The following is a 24,031-nucleotide window of genomic DNA, read 5'->3' on the forward strand; positions in this document are numbered from 1 at the left end:
AAATATATTTATTTGTTATTTATTAAAAAACACACTGAAATGTAATATAGCCTTTTAGAATGCTTATATCATAAGTTTTATGGGGTAATTATGAAGACCTTTTTAGATAATGATTATAAAGTAATTACTTTGCCTGATAATGGTGTTCCTGTAAAACCAATAAGAGCAAAAGCAATTATCTTTTCAGATCAGAACTCCCGTAAATTATTAAATCAAGTTGAAACGATTGCTCCAAGCTCTGCTAGTGTCATCATTCAAGGAGAGTCTGGGACAGGTAAAGAGTTAATTGCACGCGAAATTCATTTGAAAAGTGATCGTAAAAATAAGCCTTTTCTTGCGGTCAATTGTGGTGCTTTGGTCGAGACTCTTGCCGAGTCTGAACTGTTTGGCTATGAAGCTGGTGCTTTTACGGGTGCAAACAAAACTCGAGCTGGTATTTTTGAAACAGCCGATGGGGGTACTTTATTTTTAGATGAAGTAGGTGAGTTGCCTCTATCCTTACAAGTTAAGCTGTTAAGGGTGTTGCAAGAAAAAGAAGTCGTACGCGTGGGTGGTCGAAAACCAATTCCAATTAATGTCCGTATTCTATCGGGGACACACGTTGACCTACGTAAAGCGGTAGCAGAAAATAAGTTTCGTCTCGATTTATATTATCGCTTGAACGTGGTTGTGCTTAATATTTTGCCACTGCGTGAACGTAAAGGAGATATTTTACCTCTGGTTGATTTCTTCTTAAGTTCATACTCTCAGAAGCTCATTACGACTAAGCCAAATATCAGTGATAGAGCAAGAAATGCGCTGCTGAACTATAGCTGGCCAGGCAACATTCGTGAGTTAGAAAACAATATTCACTATGCTTTGCTGGTGAGTGGAGGTAAAACAATTGATCTTGAGCATTTAAGATTTTCTGAAGAAACGGGCTCAGCGGTTTTACCAGACAATGATCTTATTCAAGAGTTTGAAAGTATCTTGAAGCGTCTTTTTCAAGAATATGATGGGGAAGCATGGCATATTATTGAAGATAAAATAGTAAATACTGCATTTTCAAGTTGTTGGAATAATCAGGTCAAGACAGCAAAAATGCTAGGCCTATCGCGTAATGTTTTACGTAATCTTCTATCAAGATATAACTTACTACCTAATAAGAATGAAAATGAAATTGCTTAAGGGTTTTACATAGAAAAAACATCCATTTTTTAATGGATGTTTTTTTGCGTTGTGAATTTTGTGACCCATAAACCCAATTCAAATAACAACCACATTGGGACTGCAAGAGCAAGCATGCTAAAAACATCAGGAGGGGTAATAAACATTGCAATAAAAAAGAAAAATACAATGATGTGCTTGCGATGTGCTTCTAGCTGTTGAATAGAAATAAGACCAATAAAAATAAGAATATAAGTTAAAACTGGAATTTGAAATGCCAGACCAAAAGCTAGAAAAAGCTTTAAACAAAAATCTAGATAGCTATTGATATCCGTCATAGGTAACACATTATCGGGCGATGCCAAGACGAAAAACTTTAAAGCGAGAGGCAAAATTAAAGTATAGGCAAACACAATTCCTAAATAAAATAAAAGGTTACTCGAAATCACGAGTGCTATACCGAACCTTTTTTCTTTTTGATAAAGTGCGGGAGCGATAAATTGCCAAAATTGATAAAGAATAAAGGGAATACTTAATAAAATCGCAAAATAAATATTAAGTTTAAATGGCGCTAAAAATGTACTCATCACATCTGTTGCAATCATGGTGGAGTTGCTAGGAAGTAATGAAATTAAAGGATGAGCAAGAAAATGGTAGTTCTTCTGAGCAAGCGGAAGTAATAATAAAAAAATCGCTAAAACTGCACCAATGCTATACATCAGCCGTTTTCTTAATTCTTTTAAATGTTCGCTATATTTCATTTCAGTGAGGCTTTCACTGACAATATGTTCCGTCATGCGGCTTGATCCTCACTGAATTTATTGGCTGTTTTAAAATGAGCTAAAAATGGTGTCTTTAACTCATCTTGTGAGAGGGTATAGATATAGTCATTGATGCGCCGTGCTTTGGTTTTTTGTTCTGTAAAAACAGATGTTTGTACATTTTCAATTTCTTGTTGCATAAGAGCGAGTTGTTGTTTGAGCTGCTCTTCATTTTGTTTTATTTTTTGCAGCTCTTCTTGCATGACTCTCTTAAGTTCGATGAGGTCAAGTTCGTTTTCAATATCATTTTGAATTTTACTAATTTGGTTTTTAACTGCTCTGTATTTGAGGAGAACTGATCTTAACGTGTGAGGAAGTTTTTCAGGTCCTAAAATAATAAGCGCAATAATTGCAAAAGCTAATAACTCTCCAAAGCTGATATTAAACATAATAATAAATCACTCATATTTTATTTTGTTTTTCATTATGTGATTCAACTGGACTAATATCTTTGTATTGCTGGTTTTGCAATAATTTTTGATCATCAGAATTAACTGAATCTTTAAAATCTTTAATTGCACCACCTAAGTCTTTACCTAGATTTTTTAACTTTGAAGTTCCAAATAATAAAATAACAATCACTGCAAACAGTAAAATATGCCAAATAGATAAACCCATTTTCTCTATCCTATATTAATTAAGTGTAAAGAATATTAATATCACGATATTATCTGTTTTCTAAATCATATTAATATCGATCAATATTCAAATTAATTATGCTGTATGATCTAGCATATTAAGTGCCTGATTACGGAAACCAAATAAAAGTTCACTTTCTTTATGACGAGGATGTGTCAGTGGAACGTGAATAATTTCTTTAATTTTTCCTGGTCGGGCTGACATCACAATGACACGGTCTCCAAGATAGACAGCTTCCTCAATATCATGAGTGACTAAAATCATGGTGATTTTTTCGTGTTGCCAGATACGCTGAAGCTCAGCTTGTAAGTGACTCCGTGTTATGGCATCTAAAGCGCCAAAAGGCTCATCCAAAAGTAAAATATCGGGTTTATTGACGAGTCCACGGGCAATTGCAACACGTTGCGCCATGCCACCCGAAAGCTCATGTGGATAAGCCTTTTCAAAACCTTTCAGCCCGACAATTTCAATATGTTCATTTACCCGTAAGTTTTTCTCTTCACGGGTGAGTGGAGTCTCTTCAAGTGCTAAATGGATATTTTCAAAAACAGTAAGCCATGGAAGTAATCGGTGTTCTTGAAAGATAAGACCGCGTTTTAAATCTGTACCTTTTATCTGAGTTTGATTCAGTAAAATTTCACCGTCATAGTCTTGATCTAATCCAGCAATAAGACGTAATAGTGTTGATTTTCCACAGCCACTACTGCCAACAATCGAGATAAATTCGCCTTGCTCAATGTTGAGGTTAACACCATCTAAAACGGTCAAAGTATTTTGATCACGTTGAAAAGATTTATTGAGTTTTTTAATAGAAAGTAGTGAGAACGACATATAAATTCCTAACAATATTTTTTAAAAGACAAATTAGGTACGCCATTGCAGCAGGCGTTTTGAAATAAGATGAATACCTGCCGTCATAAAGGCCCCACAAAGGGTAACCGTAATGGCACAAACCAACAGAATATCCATTTCGGCATTAATCTCGGCTTTCATCATTAAGTTTCCGAGTCCCGCACCCGCATTGAATAGCAATTCACTTGCTGTAGTGGTGATCCAAGTAAAGGGCACCGCTAAATTTAGACCAGTTAAAATATGGGGTAGGGCTTGGGGAAGGCGTATTTTTTTAAATTTTCGCCAGAATGAAAATTGATAAATACGTGCGATTTCATCGTATTTTGCATCATTGTGGCTAAGGCCCTGAAATGTATTAATGACTAATGGAAAAAATGAGGCAAGCGCGATAATAAAGATTTTTGCTTCTTCTCCATTACCAAACCATAAGGCAATTAAAGGTGTTAAACCCAGTAATGGAACTTGTCGAATACTGTTAAATAGTGGAGAAACTAAAGCATTTAAAACTTTTGAATAGGCAAGCAAAGTACCTAAAATTAATCCGCTTATCGAACCTAAGATAAATCCAATTCCAGCTTTTTTAAGACTTCCCCACGTGTTTAGCCACAATTCACCTGTTTCAAGCAATTTGATAAATGCGAAATAAATGTTTTGTAGAGGAACAAATGCATAGGCATGACTGGCACCTAAGCTTGAGTTGTATTGCCATAAGCCTAATAACAATAATGGTAGTACTAAGCCTTGTACTAAAATGATTGGCCGTTGCCATGTCTGTTTTAAAGTAAATGAACGCTGAGACATTATTTCTCCCCCGAACTAAGCGCAGGCGAGATAAAGCGTTGTTCCACTAAACGTAAAACTTTATCCAAACCAAACCCGACCACGCCTGTGATAAACACACCAACCATCACCACATCTAAGCGCAACATTTGACGTCCTAGTTCCATCATTTGCCCAATACCCGTTCCAGCTGCCAGTAGTTCAACAGCAACTAAAATCAGCCATGCACGACCAAGTGCAATTCGTAGTCCACCAATTAACGGCGGGAGTATGGATGGAAGAATAATAAACCTGAGCCAAGCTCGTGTTTTAAGCTGGTAGATTTGTCCTAGTTCAATATATTTTTTGGGAATATTTTTGACTGCATCGGCTGTTGCTAACGCTATTGGAAAAAAGCAGGCCTTAATAATCAGTAAAATTTTAAATAATTCACCAATCCCAAAAACTAAAATAAAAATAGGAATAAGGACAAAGATTGGAATTTGATAAAAAACGTTAAATAAAATATAGGTGTAATTACGAAAGAGAGTATTTGCTCCATAGGCAATACCAAAAGCAATTGCACTGATTGCTGCGATAGAAAATCCCAAAAACAGACGAGAAAGACTATCTTTGAGATGCATTTGAAGCTCACCACTTTGTAACAACGCAATGAAAGTATTCCAGACAGTTTTAGGCGGCACCAAAATTTGGGTTGGGAAAATCTGTAAAGAACTAATCAAATGCCAAATGAGGAATACTAATAAGGGTGAAATCACAGAGAGCAGCCCATACACCTTTTTAGAAGAAAATTTCTTACGGAGTGGGGTTTTAAATAAAACGTTATTTTGCTCAATAAGTGGCTTTACTAGTAGTATTTTCATTGTCTAGTTTCCTTGCTTATTTGAAGCATGATTCGTCTGTAAATTTTGAATCGCTTGACGGGTAAACTTCGGATTCAACAGTTCATCTGCTTTGATTGGAGTTTGAATAAGCTGATTTTTCACTGCGTGATCAATGACTTTTGAATAATGCTGTTTCAAAAAGTCGACTTGATAGTCTGGAGACCAGTCTTGTTGCCATGTGCTTGCCGTATTCTGGCTTTCACGTTGAATCACACTAAGAGGTTGGCCAAACTTAGTTTGACTTTGCTGAAACTCATCTTGATGGTGCGCAATCCAATCCATTGCACGTACTGTCGCATCAGCAAGTAATTGCGTGGTATCTGGATGTTGCTCAATATAACTTTTGCTCCCCCAGAGTTCGGCACGCATTTTCCAATCTGCGGGCAAAGATTGTGACGACCAAATAATTTTACCCAAATGGCGATCTTGTAAAGTAAGCGCATCGCTTAAGGTAAAAAAGGCATCTACACTTTTGGCAGATAAAGCAGCAGCCCCAGCTTGCGGGTTTAAATTCACAATTTGAAAGTCTTTTAGGCTTAATCCTTTACTTTGTATGAGTTGCCCAAAGTTAATTTCCCACGGACGGCCACGATGTAATGCAATTTTTTTACCTTTTAATTCTTCAATAGATTTAATAGGTGAGTTTTCTGGAACAATAAGGTAGACGTTATTACCAATACCTCCGGGTACAACAATTTGTGTTTTAACACCTGTGGCATTCAGGACTACAGCAGGGAGGTTTCCATAAAAAGCAAAATCGATTTTATTATTTAGAAAACTTTCATTAACCAGAGTTGCTACAGCAGCAGTGGTCACAGGTTCCCATTTTAATTCAATGTGATTTTGCTTTAATGCTTTTAGAAAAATTTGATCTTGTGAAATAAGTTGTGGCACACCAATGAAATCTAAGCTACCCGAAGTGCGATTGGCAACAACAGCAATTCGGAGTTGTTGCTGTTCAGATTGTTTTGGGGTGGTCTCTTCTGTTTTTTGTGCGCCACAAGCAACAAGACCCAAAAAACTAAAACCTAAAAGTAGACGTGGAAAAATACGCATATCATCATAAGAATTAAAAAAATATAGGGGTATTGAGCAAAAACCACGCCAACAAAATTATATTAAATAAATCAATAAATTATAATTTTTTGGAATTATTATTGAGGTTAAATGCCGCCGTTGTGTTGTGATTGGGACACTCTTTAGCGTTTAAGTGTTGAAATATCAACACAGCCTTTAAACTCGATTTTTTAATATCCATATAAAACAGCAGCATAGCTAAAAATTAATTTAAAAAAATAACGGCATGATTCCTGCTCATAAGACTTTTAACGAATTAAATATCGTCAAATCTTTAAATTATCGAGATTCATTATGTCAGTTGAGTTTTTATGGAGAATCCCTGTTCATGGGGATGGTCGTCGAGCACATCAATTACACACACGCGGTGAATGGAATCAATTAACTCCAGCAGTTCAATCTCCACAACGTGTTGCACCGCAACATGAAGATCAGTTATTTGCTTACTATGACTATGTCGAGCAAGTGGCGAAAGCAGCCGATATTGTTGGTTTCCATGGCGCACTCATTCCTGCTTTTCCGCATACTGAAGAACCATGGGTGTTAGCGTCTGCACTGGCAAGAGAAACTAAAAGACTTCGTTTGCTCATCGCAATTCAGCCTTGGTTTATTCATCCAGCCTATGCAAGTCAAATGGCTGCAAGTTTGCAGCGCTTAAGTCAGGGACGAGTAGAGTGGAATGTGATTTCAGGTGGAGGCGGTGCACAACAACGCGCATATGGGGACTTTATTGAACATGATCAGCGCTATGCACGGACCAATGAATTTTTAGAATTTGTGAAAGGTTATTCGCACCATGCACCTTTCAATTACGATGGAAAGTTTTTCCATGTTGAACAGGGCGGCCTGAAATACCCAATGAATCAATATGAAGTTCCACGTTTATGGTTAGCAGGCGCAAGCGATGCGGCTTTACAAGTCGCAGGACGTCATGCAGATATCCACTTAACTTGGGGCGAACCTGTTGAACAACAGAAGAAAGTGATCGAACAGGCTCAAAATTTCTTTGAACAAAATTCGCCAGAACGAAAAGTTAAATTTGGCATGCGTATTGATATTTTAGCGCGACCAACCCAAGAACAAGCCTTCCAAGAGCTTAAACAAATGTATGAAACCATTGCTGTCGATAGTAATGCTTTTGAACGCAAAGACACTGAATCTGTAGGAGCGAAGCGCCAGCAAGCCTTAGCACAAGGCAACCGTTTTGAAGACTTATTTGTGAGTCCGAATGTATGGGCGGGAATGTCAAATGTACGAGGTGGCCCAAACTGTATTTTAGTCGGGAGCTATGAGCAAGTCGCAGAACGTTTGCAAGAATATATTGATATTGGGGTGGGACATTTTATTTTAGCAAGTAACCCGCATTTAGAAGAAGCATATCGAGTAGCTGAAGAAGTCTTACCCTTAGTAGGATATAAATTAAAATAATAAACTTAGATCCCTTTGCGATATCAAAGGGATCTTGTTGTTTGAACAGCATAACACTGTCTGAAAACCAACATCTTTTGTATCAATCATTTAAAAAATACAAATTAAATTAATAAAAATTAATAACTTATAGTTTTGGCATGGCTTGTGCAATTTACCACTTAATCTTTTATTTTTAGTTTAAATTTTTATGCGTGATCAAATCTTTAATCCCCATAAGCGGGCTTTGCTCTTTGAGCAATTTGCGACAGTTGCAGCCACAACTGAAATTGCAGATCCGTTTGCAAGGCATGATCAAGATGTTATTCAACCTGCTCCAGTGAAGTTGAATAAAGTCTTAATCGCAATTATTGCGGTTGCTTTAGCACATCTTGGAATTTGGTATGTCGCAAAACAATTGCCGACACCAGCTTTAGATATTCATAAACCAGAACCTGTGGTGATTGAAATCGTAAAACCGGTTGAACCACCTAAAGTGATTGAACCTAAAATTCCACCGATTACTGAAAAACCAAAAGTTCCCCCTGTGGTGGAAAAACCCAAGCCAATTCCTAAACAAGTTGAACAGCCCAAACCTGTCCAAAAAAGTGTGGAGCAACCTAAGCCAGTTGCAAAAGCGGTGGCTGAACCCACTCCACAAAAAGTTGCAGAACCTGTGGTCACAAAAGAAGTAGTCGCAGAACCGGTTAAAAAAGTTGCTGAGCCTGTAAAAGCGTCAGATGACAATTTACCTGTGACTGAAGCCAAAGGTTATGCCGGATATCTCAGTAACCCTGCACCTGAATATCCTGAACAAGCTTTAGAGCGTGGTTGGGAAGGCTCAGTCATTTTACGGGTCAAAGTATTAGCAAATGGCAGCCCGGATACAGTCAGTGTCAAGCAAAGTAGTGGCAAAAAACTTCTAGACAGTGCTGCCGTAAGAACAGTAAAGCAATGGAAATTTTCACCTGCGCTAAAAGGGAAAACCCCTGTAGAAGGCTGGGTCGATGTTCCAATTCATTATCAATTACCGAAATAAAATTTAAATTAAGAGGATATTTTCATGTCAGATATTAATTCATTGATCCATGACGGCACGATCTGGTTATTAGTTGCTTTCTCAATTGTGACTTGGGTGTTGATTGTGGTTAAAGTGGTCCAGACACAACGAGCGACAAAACAAAGTAAGCTTTTTGTAGAAGAGTTTTGGAAAGCAAAAAACTTATCAGATGCAGTAACTAAGTCTGAACTTGGTGAAGGCCCAGCAGCACGAGTGGCTAACACCGGTTTTCAGACTTTAATTGAAGCAGATGAAAAGACGCATCAAGACTTACAAAACAGTTGGAGCCGTCAGGACTTATTAGAACGCCATTTAAGTAAACAAGTTCTAACTGAGCGCCGCCAATTAGAAAAAGGTTCAGCTTTACTGGCTTCTATTGGAAATAACGCACCATTTATTGGTCTATTCGGTACAGTATTTGGGATTATTCATGCATTACAAGCAATTGCTCATTCAGGTAATGCAAGCATGGATGTCGTGGCTGGACCAATTGGAGAGGCGCTGGTGGCAACAGGTATTGGTATTGCAGTTGCTGTACCTGCGGTGCTTGCCTATAACTACTTTGTGCGTAAAGTAAAAACTATTGGCGCAGATCTTGATGATTTTGCAACGGACTTCGTGAGTCTAAATCAAAAAGCAGGATTCCAACTATCAACTGCTAAAAAAGGTACGACTGGTAATACGGCGCTTAAAGATAATTCTGCTAAAGAAGTGAAAGAGAAAGGAGTGTTTGCATAATGGCAATTTCTACCTCTCAAGAAGACGATGTCGTCAGTGAAATTAATATTACGCCGCTAGTCGATGTCATGTTGGTCTTACTTATTGTATTCATTGTGACAGCTCCTTTGTTAACAAATACGGTGAAAGTAAACTTACCAAAAGCGGCTCCAACTCAATCGACAGATCAAAACAAAGCTGTGGTGATTAGTGTAAATCCACAAGGTGAAATATTCCTTGATAAAGATAAGGTTACACTTGCGAACTTTGAACAAGAAATAAAGTCACGCAAAAGCAGTAACCCGAAATTAGCATTAAACTTAAATGCTGATGAGACCGTACCTTATGGAACAGTTGCAAAATTATTGGCAAGTATTGAACGTGTAGGCGTAGATAAACTTTCTGTGATTACAGTGCCTAAATAATTATACCTCCATAAAAAAAAGCTGCTTCGGCAGCTTTTTTTTATGGAGAGTTTACAGATGAGTATTAAGCTTTCCAGAGTTTTTCAAAACGCCATGTCGGAAAAATCGTATGTTCAGGAGCTAAACCACCAATATTCTTAGCTGCTGCGTCAATCGTATGGCTAAATCCCCAAATGAGCATTCCACCACGTTCATGTTGAATTTTTTGTGCTTGCGCTAAATGGATTTTGCGTTTGGCTAAATCAGGCTCTGCCAGTGCTTTAAAAAATAACTCACTATATTCAGGGTCTTTAAAATTCACACGATTGGTCGTGGAAATTGGGGCATCGTTAACAACGGCCGTCGATAAATAAGGTGTACCGACATTGGTCGCATTACTCGATAACTGCCACTTACTGCGGTCAGGGCCATTAAACGTTGCAAAATCCACTTGTTTAACTCGAATATTCACATTGGCTTGTTTCGCTTGCTCGGCAAAAATTAATGCCGGTTGAGCGCTACTTACTGGGGTAACAAGCTCTACATTCAAACCATCCTTGAAACCTGCTTGGGCTAATAGATTTTTTGCCTCGGCAATATTTTGTTGGCGCTGCGGCAAATTGAGAAAGGCAGGATCTTGCGGTGAATAAAGATCGTTGGCGATTCGACCTTGCCCATTTAGGCCTCGCTGTACCAACTCCTCTCGGTTTGCAATCAAACGAAATGCCTGACGCACTCTAGGGTCATTAAACGGCACTTGTTGAGTATTAAAGTCAAAACTATTATGCGTATTGGTCGCAGAGCGTATAGTTTGAATGTGTTTTGCTTGCTCCAAAATTTTAATATATTCAGGTGAAATCGCATTTGCGACATCAATTTGTCCAGCCAACAAAGCATTTAATCGAGAGACCTGATCTTTAAAATCAATCACTTCAAAACTATCTGCATAAGGTTTGTCTGCTTTAAAGTAGTTATTAAAACGAGTAAAAACAGAACGTTGCCCCGGAATAAACTCTTTAACTTTATATGGACCAGCTCCGACTGGATTATGAATAGGGTCGAAGTCAGTCGGTACAATTCCTCCAAAGTTTACCCAAGTTTCGGGCAATGCAACAAAGCCGGGAATGGTACTAATAAAGGGAATACGAACCGTATATTCATCTAGTTTTTGAATACGATCTCGGTCAATCCACTGCACCAAATTACGAAATGGTGAAGCGAGTTTAGGGTCTGTTAGGCGTTTCACTGAAAAAATCACATCATCTGCGGTAATGGTTTTACCGTGATGAAATTCTAAGCCTTTGCGTAAACGGATGGTCCATTCACTTGCATTGTGATTAGGTTCGGCAAACTCCGCCAAAGCAAGTCGGGGCAGCATATTTTCATCCCATTCCCATAACTTATTATAAATAGCGAAACCTCGTGTAATACCACTTCCAGATGCTGAAAGATGAGGATCTAGACTGCCTGATTGTTGTCCTCCAATTAGCCCCAAGCGTATAACTCCTCCATGCTTTGGCGTTGCAGAAGAGGCACTTTTTGATTCGGTACTATTATCTGGAGAGGGACCACAGCCTGATAAACTACCCAATAAAGAGACGCCACCTAGCGCCGTGAGACTTTGCGTTAAAAATTTTCGACGTGATAACAGAAATGTTTGATTTGTCATTATAAATACCTGATTAGATCTTCATCTTCTAAGGTATTGCAGAATAAATGCCAATATTTTTATATAATTTTAATATATTTATCAAATACTTACATAATTATTGTTTTTGGTGAGTGTCTCTATTTCAACAGCTTTGTTGAAAAAATAAACATGAATAGAATTGATAAGTAAACAATGAGAAATTAAAAACAACTGAATCAAAAGGTTAGGGTAAATTATTTGGGCATTTAATGGTTGGCATAGGCTTTGCGTAACGCATTGTAAATTTACTTTACTGAGTGTGATATGAGACAGCCTTTTCAATTAAAACCTTTAGTTATTGCGCTTAGCGTATTAGGGGCAACTTTACCGTTATATGTTTTTGCCGAAGAAACGCCACAACAAGCAGGTGATTCTGAAAGTGATGTAATTACTTTGTCCGATGTAGTCGTTACTGGAGCAACCAAGAAAACTACCGTAGTTCCTAAACGCAAAGTTACCTCAATTTATGGAACGGATAGCTCTGTATTGGATACCCCGCGTGTAGTATCCCAAGTATCAGAACAACAATTTAGAGAAGATGTTATTCGCAGTGCGGATGATCTCGTCAAATATGCGCCTAGCATTACACGAGGCGGGGGACAAAATGCTAACTTTGCTCCACAAATTCGTGGACAGAACTCGGAAGTTTTTCAAGATAGCCAACGCATTTACAGTACTCGCCATCCAACCAATCTCAATGCTTATGAAGGAGCCGATATTGTGGCAGGACCAACAGGTGTAATTTTTGCGCCGACTTCAGGTTCTGGCGGATATATTAACTACCTGACCAAAAAGCCTAATTTTAATAAAGCCGAAACCAATATCTCTGGGACTGTAGGTTCCATTTACTCAGGTAAAGGCGCAGAGCCTAATTTCTCTGTCAGTATTGATCATACAGCGCCCATTTCAAAAGAATTGGCATTTCGTGTGAGCGCAACAGCTCAAAAGACAGATGACTATTATGACAATGTGAAAAATAACTTTAATGCATTTTATGGAGCACTTGCTTGGCGTCCAAATGATCGTTTAAGGGTAGATTGGAATATCAGTTACGATGACTATTACGATTTTAATGTGACGCATGGCTGGAATAGAGCATCGCAACAATCGGTTGATAATGGCCTTTATTACAAAGGTAGAGCTACGCCTATTATTCAAAACGGTTCGACTTTTTGGTCTCCTGTATTTGAATCGGGTGCGGCAAATTCTAAAGTGATTGGTTGGCAAACTCGTCAGAAGAACGATAAAAACCAATATGTTGCTGTTGGTGGAGTTCAGACCACGCCGTTACCGAACTCAACTGCTGATCAAGCAGGAACCATTAAAGGTTGGGTCTATGATCCATCAATTCCTGGTAATGAATTGGTCAAGCTAGATGATAATGTTTCAGGACGTAGTGAAGATAAAAATAGTGCCAAGCGATTTAGCACTCAATTAAAAGTCATTAAAGATTTAAATGAACATTGGTCTATTGCAAACAGTACGCTCTATCAAAATAACAAAGATTTAGGCGACTCTGTTGGGAGCTTCTTTACAGATTTAGATCATGAGTTAATTGATAACCGACTAGAATTTTTAGGTGACTATGATTTTGAAATAGCTGGCGTAAAAATTAATAATAAAAGCAGTACCGGAGGAACATATCGTCATGAGAAGTTTACCTCTTTAGCTGCAAATAATAGTTTTAATATTAATCCTTATGATTTAACAAATGATCCATCGCAGAAGAACCCTGGTGATTTACTGGGATTGATTAACAATAGCGGTTCAACAGGAGGTTGGATTGGACAAGCTGGAGTACCTCAATATTCTCAATATTTTGGTTATTTAAATTTACCGCGTATGTACCCAATTGGAAATGGTTTATATGCTGAAAAAGGTGGCTTTCCACCGAATGGAGGAGGCGCTGTCTATACGGGCTCTGGTTTTTGGGATACGTTGAGTGTGTTCACTCAACAAAACTTTACCTTTAACGATGTATTCGGTATTAACTTAGGCATTAACCATAGTTCTGTAAGAGCAAAACTTGAAAACCCGCTTGTTTTAACCCCAACAGATGTCCGTTCTTCGAGTGATAAATATAGTCTATTGAGCTATCAACTGAGTACATTTATTAAGCCTACTGCGAAAAGCACACTTTATTTTACCTATGACAAAAGCACTGCATTAAATACGGGAGTATTTGGACCTTTCTTAATTTGGGGCGCAGGAAATCAACTCAATCCTTTAGCTTTTGACAGTCAAAGTGAGCTAAAAGAAGTAGGATTTAAATATGAACCTATTACTGACCAGTTATTTTTAACCCTAAGTGGATTTGAACAAAAACGAGATCTATCGCCCGATACGAACGGAAATATGGCTCGCTTTGAAATAAAAGGTATTGAGTCATCATTAAGATGGCAAGTTCAAAAAAATATAGCGATCGGGGGCAATTTCACTTATTTAGATGCTGAATACAGCTCTATTGTACCTGCTGGTTTTTCACCATTTGGCTTTCATGCGGACAATGCTACGGTTTGGGGAGACAATAACGCTTTAAACCAACGTAAAGCCGGACGTTATGATGCAGCAGGAATTCCCAAGTACTCTGCAAGTGCTTATGTAGATTACCAACATCAGTCTGGTTTTGGCGTCAACCTTTCAGGATGGTGGACAAGCTACTGGTACACAAACTTAAGTCAAACCGTGAAAGTACCGAATAACTATAATCTGGACTTAGGTCTTTATTATCGCCAGCCACAATGGACGGTGGGTCTTAACATTCTTAACTTAACCAATGAACGAAATTTTGTGAATGGTTTGGCAGGGTCGAATAGTGAATTTTTACAACCAATGCGTCCTCTGACTGTACAAGGCCAATTTAGTTATAAATTTTAAAACCAATCAATCATTTCCAAGAATCTTAAAAAGCCATACGTCTGTATGGCTTTATTATTAATACGGGATATAAAACACGTTAAATCGTGAATGTTGAAATAACAACAATAATACCTTTCAGACTGTCTATCTATCAGCAGCATTGAATCATTTTTATTTTTAAATTTTTCTTAAGCATTTGAAATTATTTAAATAAATTAAGTGGCATAGAAGTTGCCAATATAAGAATAGATTTATTTAAATGGAGTCACCATGTTTAAGGTTACAAAAATTAGGCAGAGTATTTTAACTGCTATGTGGGGAGTAACGGCGAGTGTTTCGACATTAGCTTTAGCGAACGATGATGCTGATGCAATTCCTGCTGAGCAACAAGCTCAAGTGGTAAATGCTAAAGATGTAAAAAAATTAGGCGATGTCATCGTTACTGCACAATATCGTGCACAAAACATTCAAAAAGTTCCGACTGCAATTACAGCAGTTTCAGGCAAAGATTTGGCGGCAAAAGGCTCAACATTTATTGGCGATGTTTTAACTTATACGCCCAATGCAGCAGCTGAAAACCCTGATGGCGATAGCCGACCACGTTGGTATATTCGTGGTTTAGGAACTGGCGATGTTGCAGCCTCTACAGTTTTTCCAGTTGGTATTTATGCAGATGGGGTTTATTTAAATGCGCCTGTTGCTGGTGCTGGAGATTTATTCGATTTAGAACGTATTGAGGTTCTACGTGGTCCACAAGGCACGCTTTACGGTAAAAACACCACGGCTGGTGCAGTAAATTACATTTCACGAAAACCTGTTTTTACAGATAAACCGACCGGTTATGGAACAATAGGTATAGGCGACCATAATCTTCGTACTTTTGAAGGCGCCGTGAACGGGGCTATATCAGATAACATTGCCGTACGAGGAGCATTCTATTCAGAAGATCGCGATGGCTATGCAAAAAATTTAGCCAATGGTGAAAACTACGGGGATGTAGATAAAAAATCATTCCGCTTCCAGATATTAGGAAAAATTAATGATGATTGGAATGCTTTAGTCAATCTACATAGCCAAACTTATAATGGTCTTGGTAATAATGGCTCTTTAAGTATTGGAAAATACTGGGGTGTTTATGAAAGACCACAAGGCCGTGATACAAATTTAGATTTACCTGAAAGTAATAAAATCCAACATGATGGCGCTTCACTCACATTAACAGGAGATTTAGGCGGCGGTCATACTTTTACATCCATTACAGCTTTTGATAAAACCACTCAAAAATCTATTTCTGATGGCGACTATACGCCTTACGATGTAGCAAGAAGCTATAGCGATAATGAATGGCGCCAATATAGCCAAGAGTTTCGTGTTTCTTCTGATGCTGAAAAAAGACTCAGTTGGATCGCAGGTTTTCACTTCTTTAATGAAGATTTAGACTCAACAGGCGTAAGTGCGCGAGTAAATAAAACATTACCGAATGGCGCTCCAGCTCAAACGGCGGGAACCCCAGCTTTCAGAGATATTACCTATAATCAGACGACACAAAGTTTTGCCTTATTTGGTAACAGCACCTATAAATTTACCGATAAATTTAAAGTAACAGGTGGTTTACGTTGGACAAGTGAAGAAAAAGACATTGATCTAGATCTTGTTCAAATTACTTCAGGCGATTACACCAAAGGCAGTTGGTGGCAAAAGGATGGGTATAGCAATGCGGTCTATAACCCAGCGCCAAATGCGAATGGTTCAACAAGTCGTAAAAAGAGATGGAATGAGCTGACCTACGATATTACGCCAGAATATGAAATCACTCCTGATATCAACACATACTTCCGTTTTGCTCGAGGTTTCCGTTCAGGCGGTTTTAACACTGGACTTTCTAGTAGCCTGACTCAACTAGCAGATGTTAATCCTGAATATTTAAATAGCTATGAGCTAGGTTTGAAGTCTAGCTTGTTACAAGGCAATTTAACGGCCAATGCCAATATTTTCTATTACGACTACAAAGATATTCAAACAAATTTATTGGTTGCGACAGAAGGACAAGGTGGAGGAGTAACCTCAGTTCTGGCAAATGGTCCTAAAGCAGAAGTAAAAGGTGCCGAATTAGAATTAGATTATTTAGCGACTGATAACTTACGCCTACGTTTTGCAGGCGCTTATTTAGACAGTGAATACACCGACTTTGTTGATAAAAACCCAGTAACCAATGTCGTAAATGCTGACAATACAGGTAACAGCTTGGTTCGTTCTCCAAAGTACACCATCGGTTTAGGGGGTGAATATACCTTTAATCTTGATAGTGGAGCACGAGTTATTGTGGGCACAGATGCAAAATATCGTGACCGTGAGTTTTTCTTAGTCAATCGTCAAGATTATTCTGTTGACCCAATCTTGAGTCAAAAAGGGTACACCTTATGGAACGCGAACGTTGGATATATCAGCGCAAATAATAAATACCAAGTTAATGCTTACGTTAAAAACTTGCTAGACGAAGAATATCAAGTTCATGGGCGACCAAATGGTCCTGCTGGACAATATGTCTTAACCTATGGAAACCCACGTCAAGTTGGTGTTTCTCTCACTGCAAAATTCTAAGCTTTGCTTTAAGGAGAAAATAATGGGAATTGAATTTTTTACACGTTTACCGCTTCATGGCGAAACAGAATTTTTACCCGGTGACCCACGTAATCGTGGTGATTGGGCCAATATTGAAAATGTTGAAAATACTGGAGCGGTTTCGAACTATGAAGTAGGTGACGATTTTACCTATATTGATTACTTAAGTCAGGTAGCGCGGGCAGCAGAAATTAATGGTTTTGCTGGTGCACTCATGGTGAACGCACCAACGGGTGAAGAGCCTTGGACAGTATGTTCATTGCTAGCAAGAGAAACCAAAAAACTTAACTTTGTGACTGCATTTCAGGCTTATCATTTTAGTCCATATAATGCTGTACAAACTGCGGCAACTTATCAGCGTGCAACGGGTAATCGACTGGTTTGGAATATTATTAATGGCGGCTCGGAAGTAATCCAACGTCAAGTAGGCGATGACTTACCTCACGATGAACGTTATGCACGTGCTACTGAGTTCCTAGATGTTGTAAAAGGATATTGGAATAATCCTTCATTTCACTATAAAGGGAAGTACTATTCGGCAGAAGGCGGTGGTCTAAAATATCCACTGAATAAAGCAAGTCTTCCAATTATTTGCACAGCAGGTTCTTCGGAAGCTGCTCGCGAGTTTGGAGCAAAACATGCCGACTATTATTTAATGCGAGCTGAAAAACCAGAAGAAATTGCAGCATTGATTGCAGACGTACGTACTCGTGCAAAAAAATATGGTCGTGAAAATATAAAATTTGGTCTATCAATCGATACCATTGCTCGCCGTACTGAACAAGAAGCATTGGCAGAGGCACAGCGCTTTCTCGATGAAGCCGCTGAAAAGCAACGTTTACACGCGGCAGCAGCCCATGCGGGTTTACGCTCAGCGCGCGTATTAAGCTTCGAAAAAGAGTATGCCGAAAAAGATGGCAGTAAAAATGTTAGCGACTTTTTCATCCATCCAAATGTTTGGTCAGGGTTTGGATATATTGGTGTGCCACCTGGTGTTGCTTTGGTAGGGAGCTATCAACAGATTATTGAGCGTATTCAAGAATACAATAGCATTGGCATAGAGTTATTCTTTCTTGCAGGCTATCCACATCTTGAAGAGTCATACCGTCTTGGTGAACACGTTCTTCCACACTTTAAAAAGCAACGTGCTCGATTACAGCCTACAGTAGCTAGCCCAGAGTTTGATATTGCGCTTTAAAGTTTAAATGTTCTTTAAATAAGCCTGATTAGTAAGCTAGTTGGGCTTTTTAAATTTTTTGTTCCTTTTACGCGTTTGATCTTTTATAAAAGGTCTATACAAGAATTCTTATCTTTATCTCTTATTTATAAATATAAATATTTTCTGATCTTTGTACCTGTGTAGACAGTTAAACAAAACATCTCTCTTTACACTCATCCAGAGCATAACACCAAAGTTGATCACAACACGTCTCATATTAGATCTGCATGATACGGATAAATGATCATCAGGTATAGGTTTAGTTAAACATTCTGAGAGATCTATAACAGCAGAATGTATGGATATATATCGAGATATGAAAGAAATAATTTCGCAAAAAAATTCATCCGGCATTGTCTGGAAAAGTACCAAGAAACCATGGTTCATTTCTGTTGGGTATTTTAACTCGCTTGCGATCTATTGGATTGTACCTCTTTGTTTATTCTTACTATGGTGGGTAGCGTCAAACGAGCAATGGATGCCTGCCCAAATTTTACCTACCCCAAAAGACACATGGCATTCTTTCGTTGAAATCGCATCTCAAGATCTATGGTCACAGCTTGCGATCAGTCTTGAACGCTTTGGTCTTGGCCTATTATCAGGTGTGTTAGGCGGCGTATTTCTAGGTGTTTTACTTGGTTATAGCCGCATTGCAGAACAATACCTTTCTGCAACGTTTTATGCGTTGGTCATTATCCCAACACTAGCTTGGTTGCCTTTACTCATGATTTGGCTCGGCATCGAGAATAGTTTAAAAATTTTCATAATTTTTAAGGCTACGATGGTGCCGATTGCCTTACATACTCAGGCAGGCGTACGTGACATTCAACCTAAACTCAAAGAAATGGCAGCAATTTTACAGTTCAATCGTCTAACCTTACTCACAAAACTTGTACTGCCAGCCACACTTCTATATTTCTTTACTGGTTTAAGACTAGCTGTTGCAGCAGGTTGGACGAGCTTAATTGCTGTTGAGTTGTTGGCTTCATCGGAAGGCATTGGATATTTGATGGTGACAGGTCGTCAGCTATTTCAGCTTGATATTGTCTTTGTCACGATTTTTGTGATTGCGTTCGTAGGAATTATTTTCGATTTTATCCTGCATCGAATTGAACGTAAGTTTGTGTTCTGGCCACATGCTGCTTTAAGTGCTCATACTTTTCACAAAAAAAGCAGAACAGATATTTTCAAATCATGGGTTTTACCTTTGAGTTTAGTGGTGCTTTGGGCAGTGAGCAGTTGGTTTAACTTGATCTCGAGTCAAATTTTGCCCGCGCCGTGGAAAGTATTAGAAGCACTGTGGTCAGGCATTCAAGATTTCTCACTCACTACTGCCATGTATTACAGCCTTTATCGTGCAATTTTGGGTTTGATTATCGGCGGGTTAATTGGGGCATCAGTAGGAATTGTAGTAGGGCTATTTAAACCTATTGAAAATCTGTTGGCGCCTACACTCAACACATTACGTCTCATTGCCATTTTTGCTTGGATTCCGCTATTGACAGCTTGGTTTGGGCTCGAAGATTTATCAAAAATTGTTTTCATTTCAATAGCGACATTTTTTCCAATGTTTATTGCGACATGGAAAGGCATGTCGAGCATTCCAATGCAGCTTGTTGAGGTATCGAGCACCTTAAGAATGACATTGCTTCAACGCTTAACGCTTTTGATTTTACCGAGTATTGCACCATCAATGTTTGCTGGGTTTCGATTGGCCTTACTCTATTCGTGGATGGCATCTTTTGGAGCTGAATACTTGATGGGCTCTGGAATTGGTATAGGTAGCTACATGATGGCAGCACAGCAAAACTTTGAAATGGAGCGTGTGATAGCAGCAACCGTTTTGGTCGCTGGTTTAGGGGCGATTCTGGCATGGCTGGGCAAAATAACTGAAAACTACGCAACATCTTGGCGAAAAAATTGAGGTCAGACCATGACAATTACCCTTAATACAAATACTGAAAAACATCACCAGTCTTTTCAATCTAATGCTCAAACACGTGTGGCATTTCATCATGTTCATAAGTCTTTTGTCGTCAATCAACAACCTGTCAAAGTTATTCACGATTTTAATCTAGAAATTAAAGAAGGCGAGTTTATTGCGATTGTAGGTAGCAGTGGTTGCGGTAAATCTACGCTCTTACGTCTTTTGGCAGGACTAGACCAAGATTTTGATGGTCGAATTTTAATTGATGGTGCCGATGTAAGCGGCATTGGCGGCGATCGAGCGGTAGTTTTTCAAGAACATCGCTTATTTCCTTGGCTTACCGTTGAGCAAAACATTGAGCTGGGTTTATTAAATGAGGCGTTAACTTCACGTGATAAGGATATTCTGGTCCAGAAAGCAATTGAGTTAATTGGCTTAAATGGCTTTGAAAAGGCGTACCCACATCAGCTATCTGGTGGGATGTCTCAACGTGTAGCCATTGCACGCAGCCTAGTTGTGCAACCACGCATTTTTCTGTTAGACGAACCGTTTGGTGCTTTGGATGCATTAACACGGCATCAAATGCAAAATGAATTGCTACGTATTCAATCTCAACAAAAAATGACCACTGTTTTTATTACGCATGATGTGGAAGAGGCCGTAACTCTGGCAGATCGTGTGGTGATTTTAAAACCTAAACCTGGTCGTGTTGAACAGATTATTCCTGTCAACTTGCCGCGTCCCCGAAATCGTTCAAGTTTTGAATTGCATCAATTAAAAGAACAGATTTTTCGGATCTTGACCGAAGACAAAATTGGTTAATAGGAGTTATTGATGAGTGAATTTAGTCAAGGCTCGATTAGAAAAGCATTTTTATTTGAGCAATTATCCAATCAGGTCTCCCATACAACGACAGTTAATGATCCTTTTAGCCATAACGTAGATGTTGGAAATGATCCTGCTGGGCCAAAAAAGAATGCTTTGGCAATTGCGATTGTCGCCGTTGCTGCGGCACATTTGGGAATCTGGTATATCGCCAAACAACTTCCTACACCTCAGCTTGATGTTAAAACACCTGACCCTGTGGTGATAGAGATTGTCAAACCGCCCGAACCACCTAAGGTGATTGAACCTAAAATCCCTCCAGTGGTGCAAAAGCCAAAGATACCGCCTGTTAGTCCAAAGCCTGAGCCTGTACAAAAGCAAATAGAGACACCAAAACCAGTACAGAAACACGTTGAGCAGCCTAAACCTGTTGAACAGCATAAGGCAGTAGAGCAACCACGACCTGTAGCGGAACCCTTAAGTAAAAACGTGGTGGCGGCTCCTGTTCAGCAACCCGTTTCAAAACCCGCTGAAGCACCTGCGAAAGCTGCTGATGACAACTTGCCTGTTACAGAAGCAAAAGGCTATGCGGGTTATTTAAGTAATCCAGCGCCTGAATATCCTGAACAGGCTCTCGATCGAGGTTGGGAAGGTTCAGTCATCTTAAGGGTAAAAGTCTTGCCAAATGGCAGCCCTGATAGTGTGACAGTCAAACAGAGCAGTGGCAAAAAAATACTCGATAGTGCAGCGGTGAGAACCGTAAAACAATGGAAATTCTCACCCGCCTTAAAAGGGAAGACACCAGTCGAAGGTTGGGTCGATGTTCCTATTCACTATCAGCTCCCAAAATAATTTTTAACTTAATATTGATCTATAAGGAATTTTAACATGAGTGATATAAACTCCCTGATCCACGACGGAACTATCTGGTTATTGGTTGCTTTTTCAGTTGTGACGTGGGGTTTGATTGTCATTAAACTGGTTCAAACCCAAAAAGCCAACCGCCAAAGCAAAGCCTTTGCAGAAGAATTCTGGAGTGCCAAAAATCTGCAAGATGCGATTCAAAAATCGGAAGTAGGGCAAGGACCAGTGGCACGCATTGCAAATACTGGTTTTAAAACACTTGCCGATGCAGACGATGATACTCATCAAGATTTACAACATAGTTGGAGTCGTCAAGATTTACTTGAGCGTCATTTACGCAAACAAATTTTGTCTGAACGTCGCCAGCTAGAAAAAGGCTCTGCCTTGCTCGCATCAATTGGTAATAATGCACCTTTCATTGGGTTATTTGGTACAGTCTTTGGGATTATCCATGCTTTACAGGCCATTGCTCATTCGGGTAATGCCAGTATGGATGTCGTTGCAGGGCCGATTGGTGAAGCACTAGTTGCAACAGGCATCGGGATTGCAGTGGCTGTTCCAGCGGTACTGGCATATAACTATTTCGTGCGTAAAGTAAAAACTATCGGGGCAGAACTAGATGACTTTGCGACCGATTTTGTCAGCCTAAACCAAAAATCAGGTTTCCAGCTTAAGACAGTCAAGGCAAAAACAACAAATACGAGCATTCCAGCCAGCGAGTTAAGCCATACCCACAATAAAGAAAAGGTATATGCATAATGGCCATTTCAACATCGGAACAAGATGATGTCGTCAGCGAGATCAACATTACCCCTCTAGTGGACGTGATGTTGGTTCTGTTGATTGTATTTATCGTCACGGCACCCTTACTGACCAATACTGTTAAGGTAAACTTACCTAAGGCTGCCCCAACACAAGTGACAGATCAGACCAAGGCAGTAGTCATTAGTGTTAATCCAAAAGGGGAAATTTATCTGGATAAAGATAAAGTCACTCTTGAACACTTCGAACAGGCCATTCAAACGCGTAAAGCAGCCAATCCTAAACTGGCTCTGAACCTGAATGCAGATGAGACGGTTCCATATGGTACGGTTGCCAAGTTACTGGCCAGCATAGAACGGGTAGGCGTTGATAAACTATCAGTCATTACATCGCCTAAGTCTTAAGTTCTATCAAAATAAACGAGACGAAAGAAAATCAAGATCCAAATTTGAGATCTTGATTTTCATATAATTGTTTAATCTAAATTTATATTAAACTTGAATTTCACGATTAGGTTGTATGGTCTATTTTAGAGCTTCAATTTGATGGTGAGATGGCGAATGACAACACTTGTTTATAACGATAAAAGAAGAAATAACTATGATCATTTTTTAGATTTATTAGATCAAACTCATATCAATCGTTATCAAGATTTCAACATTACCTTTGAATATAAAAAACTGGCTGAACAAATGCTGTCAGAATGTGAATTTATGGACGCATGTTCGCTTGAAGAAAAGCAGAAGTTATTTAATCAAATTAAGATAAAACACCTTTATCAAGGGCAAGTGCTATATTCGAGAAATCAAGACTGTCGTGAACTGATCATTGTTTTAAGCGGTGTACTCAAGTTAGGCTGGAATTCATACGATGGGAAATATCTTATTCATCGTTTTATCCCTACAGGCGCACTATTAAATATTGTCTATCTTATTTCTGAATCTGCGCTAGAGCATGAATATGTTGCACACGAAGCAACTGTGATAGCGACCATTCCAGAACATATCTTTAAGCACACCATACAGCACAATTCACGCATGTTATATCAGGTTTTAAAACTGGTATGTCAGAGAACACGTCTTTTAGACAATGATATCTATCACACCTCTACACAACCTTTAAAGGTACAAATTGCGCGACAGCTCATCTATTTAATCGAATTTTTTTCGACCCAAACTCAAAAAGGCATTGAGGTTTTATTAAAACTCTCACAAGAAAATCTAGCTGAGCTTTTAAAAATATCGAGACAAAGTATCAGAAAGGAAATTCAGTGGTTTGTTGAAGAAGGCATTATAGAAACAAAATACAATCATATCTCCGTCAAAGACATCGACAAATTAAAAGCCTTACTGCACTAAAGAGATTATGACGAATTATGAATAATTTTTCATAAATGCAGAAATGCTATGTAATTTTTGTTGCAGAATTTAAAAGGTGTAATTTCTAAACTCATATCATCAATGACGAGAACGATGA

General features: G+C 38.8%; 22 protein-coding genes. 14 read left to right on the top strand and 8 right to left on the bottom strand.

Annotation, left to right across the window (positions count from 1 at the left end):
• Positions 1 to 90: 90 nt before the first annotated feature.
• Positions 91 to 1,167, top strand: coding sequence for a sigma-54-dependent Fis family transcriptional regulator (locus ACH63V_RS12360; RefSeq protein WP_000846949.1), 1,077 nt, complete (start codon positions 91 to 93; stop codon positions 1,165 to 1,167).
• Positions 1,168 to 1,196: 29 nt separating this feature from the next.
• Here ACH63V_RS12360 and tatC read toward each other — a convergent pair whose 3' ends face one another.
• The 7 genes from tatC to ACH63V_RS12395 form a co-directional block, all read right to left on the bottom strand.
• Entirely contained in the window at positions 1,197 to 1,943 is a 747-nt protein-coding gene (tatC, locus tag ACH63V_RS12365) for a twin-arginine translocase subunit TatC (protein WP_272288748.1), read from the bottom strand.
• Positions 1,940 to 2,356 carry a Sec-independent protein translocase protein TatB gene (tatB, locus tag ACH63V_RS12370; protein WP_272244793.1) on the bottom strand — a complete coding sequence of 139 codons (417 nt, stop codon included), beginning with the start codon at positions 2,354 to 2,356 and terminating at the stop codon, positions 1,940 to 1,942. Before tatB ends, tatC begins: the two co-directional genes overlap by 4 nt.
• Before the next feature lie 13 nt (positions 2,357 to 2,369).
• Positions 2,370 to 2,585: a Sec-independent protein translocase subunit TatA gene (locus ACH63V_RS12375; protein WP_005040670.1), complete on the bottom strand. Its 216-nt coding sequence runs from the start codon at positions 2,583 to 2,585 to the stop codon at positions 2,370 to 2,372.
• Between the two features lie 96 nt (positions 2,586 to 2,681).
• Positions 2,682 to 3,452, bottom strand: coding sequence for an ABC transporter ATP-binding protein (locus ACH63V_RS12380; RefSeq protein ID WP_396463651.1), 771 nt, complete (start codon positions 3,450 to 3,452; stop codon positions 2,682 to 2,684).
• A gap of 18 nt (positions 3,453 to 3,470) precedes the next feature.
• Positions 3,471 to 4,259, bottom strand: a complete 789-nt coding sequence (locus tag ACH63V_RS12385) for an ABC transporter permease (protein WP_000083104.1) — start codon at positions 4,257 to 4,259, stop codon at positions 3,471 to 3,473.
• Positions 4,259 to 5,101: an ABC transporter permease gene (locus tag ACH63V_RS12390; protein WP_396463652.1), complete on the bottom strand. Its 843-nt coding sequence runs from the start codon at positions 5,099 to 5,101 to the stop codon at positions 4,259 to 4,261. The genes ACH63V_RS12385 and ACH63V_RS12390 overlap by 1 nt, the downstream gene beginning before the upstream one ends.
• 3 nt (positions 5,102 to 5,104) lie before the next feature.
• Complete coding sequence (locus tag ACH63V_RS12395; RefSeq protein WP_396463653.1) at positions 5,105 to 6,178, bottom strand: ABC transporter substrate-binding protein; 1,074 nt, start codon at positions 6,176 to 6,178, stop codon at positions 5,105 to 5,107.
• 315 nt (positions 6,179 to 6,493) lie between these two features.
• Between ACH63V_RS12395 and ACH63V_RS12400 the strand changes: the two genes are divergently transcribed.
• From ACH63V_RS12400 to ACH63V_RS12415, 4 genes are all read left to right on the top strand, one after another.
• Complete coding sequence (locus ACH63V_RS12400) at positions 6,494 to 7,627, top strand: LLM class flavin-dependent oxidoreductase (protein WP_396463654.1); 1,134 nt, start codon at positions 6,494 to 6,496, stop codon at positions 7,625 to 7,627.
• A gap of 190 nt (positions 7,628 to 7,817) precedes the next feature.
• Positions 7,818 to 8,645 carry a TonB family protein gene (locus ACH63V_RS12405; RefSeq protein ID WP_396463655.1) on the top strand — a complete coding sequence of 276 codons (828 nt, stop codon included), beginning with the start codon at positions 7,818 to 7,820 and terminating at the stop codon, positions 8,643 to 8,645.
• Between the two features lie 24 nt (positions 8,646 to 8,669).
• Positions 8,670 to 9,404, top strand: coding sequence for a MotA/TolQ/ExbB proton channel family protein (locus ACH63V_RS12410; RefSeq protein ID WP_174746288.1), 735 nt, complete (start codon positions 8,670 to 8,672; stop codon positions 9,402 to 9,404).
• Positions 9,404 to 9,808, top strand: a complete 405-nt coding sequence (locus ACH63V_RS12415) for a biopolymer transporter ExbD (RefSeq protein WP_001018517.1) — start codon at positions 9,404 to 9,406, stop codon at positions 9,806 to 9,808. Before ACH63V_RS12410 ends, ACH63V_RS12415 begins: the two co-directional genes overlap by 1 nt.
• 64 nt (positions 9,809 to 9,872) lie before the next feature.
• Here ACH63V_RS12415 and ACH63V_RS12420 read toward each other — a convergent pair whose 3' ends face one another.
• Entirely contained in the window at positions 9,873 to 11,456 is a 1,584-nt protein-coding gene (locus ACH63V_RS12420; RefSeq protein WP_396463656.1) for an ABC transporter substrate-binding protein, read from the bottom strand.
• 285 nt (positions 11,457 to 11,741) lie between these two features.
• On the opposite strand from ACH63V_RS12420, the gene ACH63V_RS12425 reads away from it, so the two are divergent.
• The 9 genes from ACH63V_RS12425 (at position 11,742) to ACH63V_RS12465 (ending at position 23,913) form a co-directional block, all read left to right on the top strand.
• The gene (locus tag ACH63V_RS12425; protein ID WP_396463657.1) at positions 11,742 to 14,354 is read left to right on the top strand and encodes a TonB-dependent receptor; all 2,613 of its coding nucleotides are present in this window, start codon (positions 11,742 to 11,744) and stop codon (positions 14,352 to 14,354) included.
• A 252-nt stretch (positions 14,355 to 14,606) separates the two neighbouring features.
• Positions 14,607 to 16,937, top strand: coding sequence for a TonB-dependent receptor (locus ACH63V_RS12430; protein ID WP_396463658.1), 2,331 nt, complete (start codon positions 14,607 to 14,609; stop codon positions 16,935 to 16,937).
• A gap of 22 nt (positions 16,938 to 16,959) precedes the next feature.
• Complete coding sequence (locus ACH63V_RS12435; protein WP_004701571.1) at positions 16,960 to 18,156, top strand: LLM class flavin-dependent oxidoreductase; 1,197 nt, start codon at positions 16,960 to 16,962, stop codon at positions 18,154 to 18,156.
• Between the two features lie 319 nt (positions 18,157 to 18,475).
• Entirely contained in the window at positions 18,476 to 20,101 is a 1,626-nt protein-coding gene (locus ACH63V_RS12440) for an ABC transporter permease (protein ID WP_396463659.1), read from the top strand.
• Between the two features lie 9 nt (positions 20,102 to 20,110).
• On the top strand, positions 20,111 to 20,926 hold the full coding sequence (locus ACH63V_RS12445) for an ABC transporter ATP-binding protein (protein WP_004701568.1): 816 nt from the start codon (positions 20,111 to 20,113) through the stop codon (positions 20,924 to 20,926).
• A 12-nt stretch (positions 20,927 to 20,938) separates the two neighbouring features.
• Entirely contained in the window at positions 20,939 to 21,781 is an 843-nt protein-coding gene (locus tag ACH63V_RS12450; protein WP_005131891.1) for an energy transducer TonB, read from the top strand.
• A gap of 36 nt (positions 21,782 to 21,817) precedes the next feature.
• On the top strand, positions 21,818 to 22,552 hold the full coding sequence (locus ACH63V_RS12455) for a MotA/TolQ/ExbB proton channel family protein (protein WP_016145292.1): 735 nt from the start codon (positions 21,818 to 21,820) through the stop codon (positions 22,550 to 22,552).
• A complete protein-coding gene (locus ACH63V_RS12460; RefSeq protein WP_004925095.1) occupies positions 22,552 to 22,959 on the top strand; it encodes a biopolymer transporter ExbD in 408 nt (135 codons plus the stop codon). Before ACH63V_RS12455 ends, ACH63V_RS12460 begins: the two co-directional genes overlap by 1 nt.
• 156 nt (positions 22,960 to 23,115) lie before the next feature.
• Positions 23,116 to 23,913 carry a Crp/Fnr family transcriptional regulator gene (locus tag ACH63V_RS12465; RefSeq protein WP_396463660.1) on the top strand — a complete coding sequence of 266 codons (798 nt, stop codon included), beginning with the start codon at positions 23,116 to 23,118 and terminating at the stop codon, positions 23,911 to 23,913.
• Positions 23,914 to 24,031 lie beyond the last annotated feature (118 nt).

The organism is Acinetobacter sp. ABJ-A23_2, from assembly GCF_044538765.1.
GTDB classification, from domain to species: domain Bacteria; phylum Pseudomonadota; class Gammaproteobacteria; order Pseudomonadales; family Moraxellaceae; genus Acinetobacter; species Acinetobacter nosocomialis_A.

Coding starts and splice junctions, on each gene's coding strand:
- ACH63V_RS12360 (WP_000846949.1), top strand. CDS start 91: ATGAAGACCTTTTTAGATAATGATTATAAAGTAATTACTTTGCCTGAT.
- tatC (WP_272288748.1), bottom strand. CDS start 1,943: ATGACGGAACATATTGTCAGTGAAAGCCTCACTGAAATGAAATATAGC.
- tatB (WP_272244793.1), bottom strand. CDS start 2,356: ATGTTTAATATCAGCTTTGGAGAGTTATTAGCTTTTGCAATTATTGCG.
- ACH63V_RS12375 (WP_005040670.1), bottom strand. CDS start 2,585: ATGGGTTTATCTATTTGGCATATTTTACTGTTTGCAGTGATTGTTATT.
- ACH63V_RS12385 (WP_000083104.1), bottom strand. CDS start 4,259: ATGTCTCAGCGTTCATTTACTTTAAAACAGACATGGCAACGGCCAATC.
- ACH63V_RS12390 (WP_396463652.1), bottom strand. CDS start 5,101: ATGAAAATACTACTAGTAAAGCCACTTATTGAGCAAAATAACGTTTTA.
- ACH63V_RS12395 (WP_396463653.1), bottom strand. CDS start 6,178: ATGCGTATTTTTCCACGTCTACTTTTAGGTTTTAGTTTTTTGGGTCTT.
- ACH63V_RS12400 (WP_396463654.1), top strand. CDS start 6,494: ATGTCAGTTGAGTTTTTATGGAGAATCCCTGTTCATGGGGATGGTCGT.
- ACH63V_RS12405 (WP_396463655.1), top strand. CDS start 7,818: ATGCGTGATCAAATCTTTAATCCCCATAAGCGGGCTTTGCTCTTTGAG.
- ACH63V_RS12410 (WP_174746288.1), top strand. CDS start 8,670: ATGTCAGATATTAATTCATTGATCCATGACGGCACGATCTGGTTATTA.
- ACH63V_RS12415 (WP_001018517.1), top strand. CDS start 9,404: ATGGCAATTTCTACCTCTCAAGAAGACGATGTCGTCAGTGAAATTAAT.
- ACH63V_RS12420 (WP_396463656.1), bottom strand. CDS start 11,456: ATGACAAATCAAACATTTCTGTTATCACGTCGAAAATTTTTAACGCAA.
- ACH63V_RS12425 (WP_396463657.1), top strand. CDS start 11,742: ATGAGACAGCCTTTTCAATTAAAACCTTTAGTTATTGCGCTTAGCGTA.
- ACH63V_RS12430 (WP_396463658.1), top strand. CDS start 14,607: ATGTTTAAGGTTACAAAAATTAGGCAGAGTATTTTAACTGCTATGTGG.
- ACH63V_RS12435 (WP_004701571.1), top strand. CDS start 16,960: ATGGGAATTGAATTTTTTACACGTTTACCGCTTCATGGCGAAACAGAA.
- ACH63V_RS12440 (WP_396463659.1), top strand. CDS start 18,476: ATGGATATATATCGAGATATGAAAGAAATAATTTCGCAAAAAAATTCA.
- ACH63V_RS12445 (WP_004701568.1), top strand. CDS start 20,111: ATGACAATTACCCTTAATACAAATACTGAAAAACATCACCAGTCTTTT.
- ACH63V_RS12450 (WP_005131891.1), top strand. CDS start 20,939: ATGAGTGAATTTAGTCAAGGCTCGATTAGAAAAGCATTTTTATTTGAG.
- ACH63V_RS12455 (WP_016145292.1), top strand. CDS start 21,818: ATGAGTGATATAAACTCCCTGATCCACGACGGAACTATCTGGTTATTG.
- ACH63V_RS12460 (WP_004925095.1), top strand. CDS start 22,552: ATGGCCATTTCAACATCGGAACAAGATGATGTCGTCAGCGAGATCAAC.
- ACH63V_RS12465 (WP_396463660.1), top strand. CDS start 23,116: ATGACAACACTTGTTTATAACGATAAAAGAAGAAATAACTATGATCAT.